11 protein-coding genes are annotated in these 12,129 nt (G+C 57.6%); 1 reads left to right on the forward strand and 10 read right to left on the reverse strand.

The window, feature by feature from the left end; all coding sequences use genetic code 11:
• Positions 1-94: 94 nt before the first annotated feature.
• From VEH04_09710 to VEH04_09735, 6 genes are all read right to left on the reverse strand, one after another.
• A complete protein-coding gene (locus tag VEH04_09710) occupies positions 95-934 on the reverse strand; it encodes a prepilin-type N-terminal cleavage/methylation domain-containing protein (GenBank protein HYG23046.1) in 840 nt (279 codons plus the stop codon).
• Between the two features lie 205 nt (positions 935-1,139).
• The gene (locus tag VEH04_09715) at positions 1,140-2,462 is read right to left on the reverse strand and encodes an Ig-like domain-containing protein (protein HYG23047.1); all 1,323 of its coding nucleotides are present in this window, start codon (positions 2,460-2,462) and stop codon (positions 1,140-1,142) included.
• A gap of 165 nt (positions 2,463-2,627) precedes the next feature.
• Complete coding sequence (locus VEH04_09720; protein HYG23048.1) at positions 2,628-5,486, reverse strand: hypothetical protein; 2,859 nt, start codon at positions 5,484-5,486, stop codon at positions 2,628-2,630.
• A 426-nt stretch (positions 5,487-5,912) separates the two neighbouring features.
• Complete coding sequence (gene raiA / locus VEH04_09725; protein ID HYG23049.1) at positions 5,913-6,341, reverse strand: ribosome-associated translation inhibitor RaiA; 429 nt, start codon at positions 6,339-6,341, stop codon at positions 5,913-5,915.
• A 272-nt stretch (positions 6,342-6,613) separates the two neighbouring features.
• Positions 6,614-7,351, reverse strand: coding sequence for a hypothetical protein (locus tag VEH04_09730; GenBank protein ID HYG23050.1), 738 nt, complete (start codon positions 7,349-7,351; stop codon positions 6,614-6,616).
• A 13-nt stretch (positions 7,352-7,364) separates the two neighbouring features.
• Complete coding sequence (locus VEH04_09735; protein HYG23051.1) at positions 7,365-9,863, reverse strand: FG-GAP-like repeat-containing protein; 2,499 nt, start codon at positions 9,861-9,863, stop codon at positions 7,365-7,367.
• A gap of 332 nt (positions 9,864-10,195) precedes the next feature.
• Here VEH04_09735 and VEH04_09740 point away from each other — a divergent pair, with 332 nt between their 5' ends.
• Complete coding sequence (locus tag VEH04_09740; protein ID HYG23052.1) at positions 10,196-11,056, forward strand: hypothetical protein; 861 nt, start codon at positions 10,196-10,198, stop codon at positions 11,054-11,056.
• Between the two features lie 114 nt (positions 11,057-11,170).
• Here VEH04_09740 and VEH04_09745 read toward each other — a convergent pair whose 3' ends face one another.
• From VEH04_09745 to VEH04_09760, 4 genes are read right to left on the reverse strand one after another with little or no spacing between them, the layout of a single operon-like run.
• A complete protein-coding gene (locus VEH04_09745; protein ID HYG23053.1) occupies positions 11,171-11,368 on the reverse strand; it encodes a hypothetical protein in 198 nt (65 codons plus the stop codon).
• A gap of 54 nt (positions 11,369-11,422) precedes the next feature.
• The gene (locus VEH04_09750) at positions 11,423-11,677 is read right to left on the reverse strand and encodes a DNA-directed RNA polymerase subunit omega (protein HYG23054.1); all 255 of its coding nucleotides are present in this window, start codon (positions 11,675-11,677) and stop codon (positions 11,423-11,425) included.
• A gap of 36 nt (positions 11,678-11,713) precedes the next feature.
• A complete protein-coding gene (locus VEH04_09755; protein ID HYG23055.1) occupies positions 11,714-11,920 on the reverse strand; it encodes a DUF3185 family protein in 207 nt (68 codons plus the stop codon).
• Positions 11,921-11,943: 23 nt separating this feature from the next.
• Positions 11,944-12,093, reverse strand: a complete 150-nt coding sequence (locus VEH04_09760; protein HYG23056.1) for a lmo0937 family membrane protein — start codon at positions 12,091-12,093, stop codon at positions 11,944-11,946.
• Between the last annotated feature and the right edge of the window lie 36 nt (positions 12,094-12,129).

Raw genomic sequence — 12,129 nt, forward strand, 5'->3', positions numbered from 1 at the left:
ATTTTCATGGCTGAGGGAATGGTGGCGAGGGTTGCACACGGGCGCTCGATTCAACCACCCTACAAAAGCATGGGGGAAGCCGTGGGGTTCATCGTCAGGGACGCACTTTGAGATAGGGAACGTCTGGCCGATTGATTTTTCCAAGATCTTCCTGGAAATGGTAGAAGAGCCGCGAACTCGTATCGAACGTCGTCAGTTGAAGCAATCGTTCCCATTTGATCCAGTTGACCGAGCCATCGACCGTCAAATGATTGGCACCGTCCGGATACGCAGCGCGAGGGCGTTGATGTGCAACGCGACCATTGCCACTGGCGATGGCCCACGGATTTCCCGGCGCCGTGCCGTCCTTGCAAACCAGATCCGCCGCGAGCACCCACGACGCCTTGGCGCGGCTCAACTTCGTCGGACTCGCGGATTCAATACCCGCCGTGTTGGCGACGTTGTACCACCAGTAGATTCCGCCAAAATACTGATATCCAACATTCCACTGCGGGGGCGTCGTGGTTGAATTGTAGGAAACGCTGCCCTGGCCAAGGCTGGGGCACGCCCAGATGGATGGATTATTGGTCAGCGTCGGGTCCAGGTTCACTTCCTTCGCCATGCCAGCTTGAGGTGAATTGATCGCGTGTTGATTGTATTTGCCCTTCACGGTCGCACTCGGATTCCCCGCCGCGGCGCGCGCCTCCACCACGTAATCGTTGTTGTCTCCGGCATAGATGGTCATTCCAATTCCGATCTGGCGGAGATTGTTCAAACAGGATGCGCGGTGCGCCTTCTCCTTCGCCCGGGAAAGCGCCGGCAGCAACATCGCCGCAAGGATCGCGATGATGGCGATGACGACCAGCAATTCAATCAGGGTGAATCCCGGCTGCAGGCGCCGCCATGGCAGGTGGGCGCCACGTTGCAAAGTGTTAACGGATGTCTGAGTTGTCACAGAGATATTGGGTTTGCTGCTGGCGTGATTCTATTTCAGCAACCCCCAACGACCACCCTACAAAACTTAGGGGTGAAGGACGCAGGCTGGACGTTGGCACGCGTGAGAGCCACGGCATTCACACTGCAACGCAAGAACGAAGAGATGCCTGAAAAGTCCGCCGCTCTCCCGCATTCAACTTCGAAGCAGGGGACCGCCCGATCGCTTACAATCCATCGTTCGCGCGGAAAAAGCGGGAGGAATTCGGGGTCGTGGGAGAAGTTACCCTGAACCGATCACCTGGACTGTTCGTGGTCAGCAGCGTTTGCCACGCGCCATTCGCAAGGTTGGTTCTGTATCGCACGGTCACGGTTTGTCCGGGCGAGCAAAGGACATCGAAGCTCAACACACCCGCATTCCGCACTGCGTTCGTCAGAATCAGCGGGCTTGTCACCGTGGAGGCGGTCTTCAAGACAAACTGCGTCACGGTCGCCCGGTAAACTGACGTGGAATAGCTCGTGCCGTTGGTTGTTGAAACGTACCGATAAAAACCGACCGTTCCTTCGTATTCTGAATTCGGCTGGAACGTGCCCGCTGGAATACTAACGGACGTGGCGGTTCCTTTCAGCGCTCCGGATTCGCCGAGGTTCGTCGAAGAGAAGACATCGCCGATGTGTACCGCGATATAATCAGCGGCCGAACCACCCGGAAACGCATCCCACGTGAGCGCGAACGGCTGTGCGGGATTGACGTTCTGTGCCGCCGCGTGATTGCTCACGCGCGGCGCGGCCGGTTGTTGCAAGCTCGCGGGAAAATTCAAGGGCACGATCTGGTTCGACGAAGCGGATTGAACATTGAACACGTAATTGCCAGACGAAAAGGTCGAGTCAAAGGCGGGCAGGTTCGTGTAAATCGCGAACAAAAAGTAATCTTCCGGCTGCACAAAGTTTTGATTGAGGTTCGATATCGATCCTGACGGCAGTGTCAGCGTGACGGCAGTGGCGGTACGATTCGATGCAAGGGACGTCAGCGCGCCAAAACTGTAGGAGAAATCAGGATCCACAGTGGGTGCTGCCGCGGAACTCTGGACGTAGGTATGCGTCTTTCCGAGTGAGAACGATGTAATGGCATTTGTTCCGGAACCACCGCCACCGCCCCCTGCGCTGGTCGTAAAAAATCCGCTGGTTTCGCCCTCCAGCGTGTCTCCCGACGCGCTCTCGCCATCAACGCTCCACACGATGAACTTGCCGGCCGGAAACGCTGGCGATGGCGTGCATGTCAGGACCGTGTTGCCGGCGCTCCAGGCCGCGGTTGTGTTCAGTGGCACGAACGGATTTGAGGAGTCGAGGAACATCGCTTCCGTGAAATCGGGATTCATTGCTGTGCTGAAGGTGAACACAACACCTGCCGTCGGGGAAACTCCGCCGGCTCCACTCGGCGGAACGGTGGAAACAATCACAGGTTGCGCATTCACAAAAATCCCGCCCGACAGCGAGAACAACAAAGTCATCAACGGCAGCAAACGCATTTGGAAACCAAGAGATCTCATATTTTCGGGACAGGATTGAAAAAGAATGCACGTGTGTTGTCACGGCGAATCCACCAAACATTGCGGGCGAACCCTGCGGCCGGATCTTCCATCCGTGCGCACGGAAGCACCCACTTTTTACACCCTCCGCTGCCGGGCATCAGCGCGCAGCAGAGCCGTCGAGGGTTACGGCAGGGCAGTGACGCGGAACACGAGGTTGCTGGTCACAGGCAGCGGCTGCCACAACGGCGGCAGGGCAAGCTGGCCGCCATTGTTGTCGCCCCACATGTACAACTCGCCCGCGGAATTCACTGCGACGTCACGGCTGAGGAAAGTCCAGTTACTCGCCGGGCCCACGCGTTTCGGTTCCTTCAAAACCGATGTGTCATTCGGATAGGGAATATTGGGGTAGAGATGATCCGCCGGCGTGTAATAGAGTTCATTCGTTACAGAAGCCACTCCGGATCGCCCCCACATCCAAAGCGTTCCGTCAGTGCGCAGCCCGGCCGAATAACCGCTCGAACCCGTAGCTACCACCGATCGCCAGTTCATGGCTGAACCGACGCGCGTCGGCACATTGGTGCCGGTGCCTGTGGTCACCACGGCTGGATATGACGCATTGGGTGCGGGAGCGAACATGCAGGACCAAAAGGAGTGAATGTACGGCGCGGTCAGGGCGACAATGCCCAGCTGAGCGTCAACATTGTACGACCCCCACGCCTGCAGAGATCCGTCGCTCGCAATCGCGAGCGTGTGATTGAAGCCCGCCGCGGCGTCCCGCCATGAATCGTTATTCACCGCAATTGCGTCCTGGTTCGTTGCGGTCCAGAAGAAAAGCATCCCGTTGGTCGCCAGTGCGACGGTGTGGGTGTCTGCGCCGGCGATATGCTTTGAAAACGGAACGTTCGTCAGCAGTGTCGGCTCAACCAACGTTTTCTGATTTCCAGGGGCAGTAAGTGAATCTCCCGAAATCCCGCCAAGGTTCCAGCCCCAAACCGCTCCGTTGGCTTCAATGGCCCACATTCGCCGAGCGAACGTATGAACGGATCGCCATTGCCTGTCCGGCACCAGGTGCACAGGCAATGCTTCTCCGCGGTTTGTGCTGGCAGTCGTGCCGCGGAACCTGCCCCAGCCCCACAGACTGCCATCGGCATGCACCGCAAGCGTCAGGGAACTCCCCGCCACATAACTCCTCCACGGACCCGTTTTGACCAGCGGCGTCGGCACAAAGCGCGCCGTCCGATCACCCAGCCCCAACTGGCCCACGTTGTTCGCACCCCACATCCAGAGGTTGCTGCGAGCATCAAGCGCCGCGACGTGGTTCTCGCCCTTGAAAGCGCTCAGCCAATTCGTGCCTGGCAATCGCAACAGCACATTCGTCGATTCCACCGATTCATTGTGCGGACCCGGACCCCACGAGTGGACGCGCCCGTCCACTTTCTGCGCCGCAAATCCGCCCGAGTAATTCGCGGCAACCGCACGCCAGTTCGTGTCGGAATTCACCCGCTGGAAAACACCGTCCCGCGGCTCATCGCCCGAACGCGGAGAGAATTCACCGGCCGTCCACACTGTGCCGTCACTGTGCAGCGCAATGTTTGGCTCCACGCTTACCCAGCCGCTCCTGGCAGATGCCGCGTCGAACAGGTAATCGTCCTGGAGCCGGCGAAGCGTCCCTTCCACATCGGGCGGCGGCCCATGAAGCGATTCGCAAATGCTTCGCACATCTTCGGGAGGAAGACCGAATCCGGAAAATTCTTCGACGCAAGCGCCATACCGGGCCGGGTAGCCAAGGACATGTTGAACATTTCCCAGGGATTCCCGGTTCATCCACAGCGTCCCATCGGCTTTGAGCGCGTAAACCACGCCCGCGAAAGCCGCTACGTCCAGCCATGGGCCTGGCACCCCGACAGGCGACGGTGCGTCCACCGCGGGAACAGCGGTATTGGTCTGCAATAACCGCTCGCGAATAAGACGGGGAAGGATTGTTTCGCCCCACGCCCAAAGCGACCCGTCGTTCTGAATGCCAACGGCCCATCCGGAACCTGTCCAGCCCCACGTTGAAACCTTGGCCCAGTTTCTGTTCGTTCCAATTTGCAGCGGCACCTCGACGACAGGCGGATTGTTTGACCCAAACACATTCCCTGTGTTCTGTCCCCATCCCCAAAGCGTGCCGTTGGTCGCGATGGCGAAACTGCGCCAGTTCGATGCGAAGACAGAGCGCCACCGCATGTTGGTTCCCACGGGCACAGGTACCGGCCATGAAATGTCGCGTCCGCCGGGCGTAATGAAGCCACCCACGTCGTTTGTGTTTCCCAACTGCCCGTAGTTCGAATCGCCCCATGCCCACAGCGTGCCATCGCCCTTGATCGCCAGCGTGTGCGACGCCCCTGTAGCCAGTGAAACCCAGTTCGAACCGCGCGCCATCAAGGGACCCCGATCCGTGTTGAAGCTGCGTGTCTCGTTCCAGCATCCCGTGACGTAATACTCCGACGAATAGGTCTGGAGCGCGTTCCCAAACTGTCCGCGCTGGTTCAGGCCCCACGTGAAGATGAAACCGTTCGTCGCAATTCCCGCCGCGTGCGGGCCGGTCATTGCAAAAGTCTTTCCAGGCCGGGGAAGAATCGGGCTCGTTCCGCGTTGATACTCCGCCACATTCGAAACGCCGTTCCCGTTCTCATCTCGCGAAGCGTCAGCGGGATCGTCGGGATCGAGAAACAAGCGATGCTGCAACTCAAACAAATCGTCCATGCCGTCGCCGTCAGAATCCGGCCGCATAGCGTCCGGGTAAATCTCTGCGCGGAAGAAGGAGTGCACGTGCTCGGGAAATATCATCACGGCAATCTCCCGGTTGGTTGCGCTCACCTGTCGCATTAGCGCTATGTTCGTGAGAGCGTCGACCGTTGTTGAACGGTACAACACGAGCGTGCCGCTGTTCGTCGAAGAAAACACCAGCTGCGCCGTTCCATTCGTAAGAGTCAGGGACTGGATTCGCGCTGCTGACCCGCTATCGACACAGCACGCCATCATCACGAATAGAACAGGCATGGTGCACAGCCGCAGCATAAGCTCGATATGAAGTAAATATCTGCGTCGATCGGGAACACGCAGACGATAGCACGCCCGCGCGTTCCCGCAATGCATTCCATTCGGAGAGTAGATACCCCTCCACGCCGGCTCGAGAAATCGGAATCAATGATCGTGACCGAATATTTACCGGTCAAGGTTTCCCGAACCTTCACCCAAATTCCCGCCTCATTTAGTCGTCCCTGCCGTCCGCAGGGACGTCTGCCACGACATTTTACCCTCTGCAGCACTCTTCTCAGGATCGCCCGAATGATTGTGGGCAGGCCGGGCAAGCGGCGACGCGTGAAATTCGGCCTCGCAGTGGGGTCGATCTACCCTGCGGGTTCTGGCTACTGTATCTGCTGGTATCTGGTCTTTGTACATATTCACCTCAACTGTGTATTCCTGTTATTGGTTTGGAGCGTTCGCCCAAAGCGCCCTGCGCTTCTCTCGCACGCGCTGTGCGAGCCTTGCTGTCTTTCGTTTGCGCAGCCGTCGTTCGATCTTTTCCGAGACAACATCCAGCGCCGCAATCGGATCACGCCCGCTGTGCGCAACGATCACGTCGTTGCCCGGAACTTCATAGTGGACTATGACGTGAAATCGATCTGCGGCTTTTCGTGCTGGTTCTTTGCGAAATTGAACCCTTACCCGGAACGCACGCGGCGCGTATTGCCGCACGCGCCCGATCTTGCGGACAACCGCATTCTGCAGATCCTCCGATACGTCGAAACCGTCGGCCCGCGTGAGAATGCTCAATTGGCCATTCTTGAGGGAATGAAGGCGGACGTCCCTGAGGCTCGCAGTCCCAGCGTTCAAAGCGAATAAGGAATTCATGTTCATATCAACCTTTCAACAACGTTGGATTTCGCCTCCTTGATAGCCCAGACCATGCCAACCCGGAATTTCATCGGGTTGGCGGCCGCAACGCAGTGCGAATCACAAACGGCGGGTGGAACTGCGGCTGGCGCGGGATGTTTTGTTCCGGCTTCGGTTACTTTTGTTCCGGATCCCGGAAAAAAAACATGGGTCGGAAAATAGCTGCCAGCCTCGCGCAAATGCGACGAGTCCTGAGATATTCTTGAATCTGCGAACGAAACCGCCGCTCACTACGGCTTCAGAAGATAAAAACGGGCAGCGTGATTCGTCGCGTGTGAGTCCACGAATTCATACGCACCCGCTCCGCGCGGCGAAGGTGGACCCATGTTTTCCCATTCGCCGATGGGAGCGGCGAGATTGGTCGAGGCGAAAACCGAATACGTGCTCACCTCGCTTTCAACCCGGAACACAAACGCTCCATTCGCCAGCCGGCCAATGGGAATCAACAACGGCCTGGCTCCGAGAACCAGGATGCTCCCGGGTTGCGCGGTTGAAGAAATGAGTTCGTTGCCTGCCAGCGTGCGCGCTTCCGGGTTCGCGCTGAAAGGCGGCTCAAGGACCGCGGGAAGAATTAGCGGATACACGGCCGGAATCGCATTGGCAGGAACGGAATAATTCAGCAGCAGCAGCGGGCCATTCGCAATCGGCGAGCCGCCCAATACAAAGGCGGTCACCCGATGAATGCCGTTCCCGAAGTCATCCACAAAGCACTGCACGTGAGGCTGCGATGGCGCAGGGATTACCGCCGGAATCGCCCACGCCGGTGAGTTTGTCACGAAGAACGCCACCGCGCTCAGGTTGGTTGGCGTTCCTGAAACCGTGACAGGCATGGTCACAACACTCCCGGCTCCCGCTGAATGGGTGCCCAGCGACAACTCAAGCGCACACACCGAAGCCGCCGCAGCCCATGCCGCAACGGCAAACGGCAGCGCACGGCGTCCGGGCGAAAATGAAAAATGTGTTTGCATGTAACGCCCTCGTTTACGGCCGGAGATTTCTGTAATACTGGATGACCTCATTCAACTCCTGCAAATCCACGACACCATCGCCGTTCGAATCTCCCGGTATTGGACCACCCAAAACCGTCGACAGCACATTGTGGAGACCAAAACCTTTCTGGGGGGTGAAGGGCGATCCTTTGAATCCTGAATCCACAGCTTGAACGCTCCAGTAGTAGTTTCGGCCGGCGGGCAACGGCAGAGTGAATGTGTTTGCAGATCCCACATTTCCGCGGAGATCGATGAGCAATGTTCCGTTGGATAGGGCAGGCGCAGCAATTACGTCCTGAAGCAATGGCGCAGTTTCAACGCGCAGGTTGTAGGTAATTCCCTGCGGTGCTGTTTGAGCATCGCTGGCCGGGTTCCACCGGAAAGTCACAAGCGAATTGGAAACTGTTGTGGACAGTCCGACGGGAACCGACGGCGCGGCGTTCGGAATTCCCAGTTGATTCAAAAACAGGAAGGTTCGGAAGTTGAATGTCTCCGCCTCGAAGCCCCCGCCCGTGAGATCCATTCTGCCATCGCGATCGAAATCGAGCCACGCCAGCGACTCGGTTTCCACCTGCGGCAGGTTGAGATTCGTCAGCGAGAAGGAAACCCCGTTGTTGTTGCGATACATGTCCATGGCCGGCGTGTAAGGAAACTCATTGTTGCTCGCGCCCGACAAAACCACGTCGACCCACCCGTCACCGTCGAAATCGCCCCACGCGGCCTGGCCGAAGATCAGCGGCGCCAAAGCCGATCCCGAATCACTGAAAGTTCCATTTCCGTTGTTGCGCAGGAGCACAGTCAGCATTTCGCCGCCAAACAACTCGGTCTCGCCCATCAGCAATAGATCGAGGAATCCATCGTTGTTGTAGTCGATCCACTGCACGACGTCCGCAATCATGCCTGGCAAAGCGCCAGGTACGAGCGTGAACCCGGCGTTGCCATTGTTTCGATACAACAGCGTCGCAACCGAGTCATCCTCATACGCTCCGTTGACGGCGAGATCCGGAAATCCGTCATTGTTATAATCCCCGACCGCAACGAGCGAGAATCGCGGCACCTCCACTCCTGCCGATCCAATATCTACAAACATCTGTCCGCCGGGCGTCGGCCGATTCAGCCATATATTGAACAGGGCCTCGGATTCACTGAACGATGGACCCACGAGAAGAACATCCAAGCGGCCATCACGATCGAAGTCCGCCACCAGCAACTCTTCCGCGCCATCGGACACCACTAGAAAACTGTCGGCGAGAACCAGCGTTCCACCAGTGTTCTTCAGGAATTGCAAGGCGAACCCCTCGTCGTCGTCCTCTTCCCACTCACCCAGCGCCATCACATCCATCCATCCATCGTTGTCCATGTCGCCAATCGCCATCAAGTCAGACGAGAACGGCATGAATTCCTCCACTAATCCGTTCGTGGGGGTGTTGAAGTAAATCGAGCCCGAGCGAAGGATGTCCAGGCGTCCATCATTGTCGAAGTCGGCCCAGCCATCGCCCGTCACAAATCCCACAGCCGAGGCAACATCAACCAGCAGGTTGTTGAACAGGATTTCGCGTCCGAAATTTGTTCCCGCCTCGTTCATGGCCTCAGCGCGAACGCTGTAAGATCCAAGCGTCAGCCCCGCGACGACTGCCGTAACTTCCGTCGTCCCCGTATTCGTGACGCTTTGCCAGGGCGTGAATTGATTCAATGCGTTCCCGCTGCCCCACGCAAACCGCACCTGCGTGGCAGCGTGACCCGTCACCCGTGCGATAAATTCAGCACTCGTCGGGGTGATGTTCGTGGGCGGCAGCGTCGTGATTTCCGGTTGCAACGGAACTCCTGGCGAACTCCACGACGGACCCAGCACGGCGCCGTCGTAGAACGACGTTCCGGAGTTCTGCGCCACCGCGCCGCCACCTTCGTCCATTCGAAAATACGCAATCAATCCCGGCTGCTCGCCTGGCAGGCTTCGGAAACGGTTGGTTGCGATCTCATCCGCACTCCGGACGCGATTCCAGATGCGCACCTCGTCCATCAACCCGGTAAATGCCTGAGAAACCTGGAACCCGCCCCCAAGTGAATCCTGCTCCTGTCCCAGTTCGAGGATGCCGCCCCTTGCAATCACCTGCCCTGCGGCAATCACGTCATTGGAAAGCACAATCGTGCCATCCTTGTAAAAGCGGAGCACACCCGAGTTGGTCCAGGTCATTGCGAGGTGATGCCACTGGCCGTCATTCGCCGAAACGTTCGTTAATGCCGTGCGCGCGTCGTTGATGGCGCACTGGAAATTGCGGTAATCGAAGATGAACAACGAGTTGGCGTTGCTCGCGGTCGCGTAGGATACAGGCGTGCCTGCGTTCGTCGTCGACGAGGATTTCATCCACAGCTCAACGGTTACCGAGTTCGTCGGGAACCGCAGGGCAGTATCGACGATCTCAATGCGGTTCGTGTTGCCGAAAAACTGCATCGCGTAGTTCGCGGCGGATAAGGGAAACGCCAGAAACATGCAGGTGAGCAGTGCTACCATCCGGATCGCACGAGGCAATGATTGCGGGAATTGCCTGTGGAAAACGGGCGCCGGGTTGTGGCAGATGGGATTTGGGTGAGATCGTTCGAAACGGGAGAAGCAACAGCTCATGCGACGAGTCGGATTGGGAACTTGTGTTCCAGAATTCAAGGGCTGGCCCGTTGTCTCACATGCAGGGTTCGGCTGTCAAGGACGGCGGCCGCCAGGGAGGAATGATGTCACCCGGTGTCCGTAGTCACGGGGACTTGATAGCGCTTGAACGGCTCCCGTTATTGTGGTGTCGTTCGCATGAAAGGATTGTTTCAAAATCAATGAATCCACTCGTTCCCGTTGTCGCAATGTTGGTGCTATCTGCCGCCGCCCATTCCCAAGTCATCTATGATATCGATTTCAACCGGCTGCCGCAGGTTCCAGGCATTCCGGTGGTGAGCGGGACCGCGCCGCACCACGTGTCCGAGATTTTGTGGGGGACGCCCACTGTGGAAAGCTCCGTCGGCGGCCTCACCGACCAGCCTCTCAAGCTGGACCACAGCGGGAACAATGGTCCTTTTTACTACGACCAAATCCAGATAGTGATGCCAGAGATCCAGCCGTCGAGCTGGGATTTGTTTTTCGATTTCACTTCTCTGGGTTTAGTGGGCAGCGATAGCGAGCTTGCGGTGCTGTTCGATACCCCCGCCGTGAGGAACGTTTACTTTCGCGGTGATGGCCACATTTACCTTTATGGTCCGACGAGCCCGTACTATGAAGAAACGGAGATCGGCACGTTCAGCGACGGAGAGGTGTTTCGCATCCATGTTCACGTCGATTTGGAGGGCAATGAATGGTCGGCCTACAAGAACGGCGTGTTGCTCGGTTCAACTCCTTTCTTCATGAGCGGATCCTCGTTGAATTCCATTCGTTTTTCCTACGGCCTGCCATTCGGCGCGCTGAACGACACAAGCACCGTGGGCATCGACAATATCATCATAGCCATTCCGGAACCTGGGACCTCGGGAATGCTGCTTTGCGGCGGGGTGTTGCTGCAGCTTTCAACGCGAAGAATTCGCAATCGGTTATTCCTGCTGCAGGAGAAGCGTTCTGAGGCGCACAGAGAACGTGATGCGCAGAGGCTTTGCAGTTTGCCCGCTTTCAAACTCGCGAAGACGGCGGAGATCGGAATCCTGCCATGATTAACAAGCAGGACGGGGCAGCCTTGAAAATGTAACGTGCAAACAATGGCGGACGCACGGAACCCTTTCCGAAGCGCCTGAAGGCACGCGCTCCGGCACAGCAAACCTCACTGGCTATTCCGCCGAACGGTGATTCACTGCGTCGAGGTATTTGGCGGGATTTCGGATTCGATCCAGCCTCTCAGCCTCAACGGCATCGCGTCCGGCTTTTCCCCGGACACTCCAAATGGCAGCGCACACCGCGCGAGAAAGCCGCAACAGGTGGAGCGGGCCCTGGACGAGATCGCGGCAGATAAGCTTGAGTTTGTGCATGAAAGTTCTCGATCCCGGGAACCGGCGCACCAACGTAGCAGCTCCCGTTTGTTACTATGCCTTTTTCCGCCTGCGTCCAACCGGGCGCACTAATTCGATGATCTCGGGCATCACCCATCCCATTTTCTCCTCGATAATTTCCATCAAGGCGATGTCAGCGACGCCAGCCTGCCCGACGTCCGCGAGCAAGGGGCGGCTTAACGCCCCGCCGCCCGAGTTCAACTGCCGGACTCGACGGGAAACCATGTTGATTAAGACGTGCGGGTCCCCGACTTTTGCCAGGGCCTGTTTTACAAGTTCAGCTTTCATATTCAGTGGTATTTATTGGTAGAACTGTGGCAGCCATCACCCCTGCCGCGACGTGCGGAAGGTTCCGGCCAGGCCCGCGATGATCGCGACAATGCCGCCGATCAGCATCCAGATGGACTTATCGGTCGGCGACCCGGTAAAGAATCGCGAGACATCGGAGCCAAACGAGTTGGCCGCCTGAAAGCCGTAGATCGCGAGAATTGTTCCGCCAACGAGCAGAACCAGGGAGAATGTTTTATTCATAGGAGCTTGACGGAACCCGACGATCACCGGCGTTTCCGGCCGGAAATTAAATTAACCAGGATCATCACCACTGCGATCACGAGCAGGATGTGAATAAATCCGCCAATGGTGTAGCTGCTGACGAAACCGAGCAGCCATAGAATGATGAGAACCACCGCGATAGTATATAACATAATAAGATTATAAATGCGGAGCAGCTGACGCGACCT

This window comes from Verrucomicrobiia bacterium (genome assembly GCA_035629175.1).
In the GTDB taxonomy this organism is placed as follows: domain Bacteria; phylum Verrucomicrobiota; class Verrucomicrobiia; order Limisphaerales; family DASXHY01; genus DASXHY01.

Excerpts from the sequence above, each read along its gene's own strand:
- VEH04_09720 (HYG23048.1), bottom strand. The coding sequence starts at position 5,486 with ATGCCTGTTCTATTCGTGATGATGGCGTGCTGTGTCGATAGCGGGTCA.
- VEH04_09730 (HYG23050.1), bottom strand. The coding sequence starts at position 7,351 with ATGCAAACACATTTTTCATTTTCGCCCGGACGCCGTGCGCTGCCGTTT.
- VEH04_09735 (HYG23051.1), bottom strand. The coding sequence starts at position 9,863 with ATGTTTCTGGCGTTTCCCTTATCCGCCGCGAACTACGCGATGCAGTTT.
- VEH04_09740 (HYG23052.1), top strand. The coding sequence starts at position 10,196 with ATGAATCCACTCGTTCCCGTTGTCGCAATGTTGGTGCTATCTGCCGCC.
- VEH04_09750 (HYG23054.1), bottom strand. The coding sequence starts at position 11,677 with ATGAAAGCTGAACTTGTAAAACAGGCCCTGGCAAAAGTCGGGGACCCG.
- VEH04_09755 (HYG23055.1), bottom strand. The coding sequence starts at position 11,920 with ATGAATAAAACATTCTCCCTGGTTCTGCTCGTTGGCGGAACAATTCTC.
- VEH04_09760 (HYG23056.1), bottom strand. The coding sequence starts at position 12,093 with ATGTTATATACTATCGCGGTGGTTCTCATCATTCTATGGCTGCTCGGT.
- VEH04_09715 (HYG23047.1), bottom strand. The coding sequence starts at position 2,462 with ATGAGATCTCTTGGTTTCCAAATGCGTTTGCTGCCGTTGATGACTTTG.
- VEH04_09745 (HYG23053.1), bottom strand. The coding sequence starts at position 11,368 with ATGCACAAACTCAAGCTTATCTGCCGCGATCTCGTCCAGGGCCCGCTC.
- raiA (HYG23049.1), bottom strand. The coding sequence starts at position 6,341 with ATGAATTCCTTATTCGCTTTGAACGCTGGGACTGCGAGCCTCAGGGAC.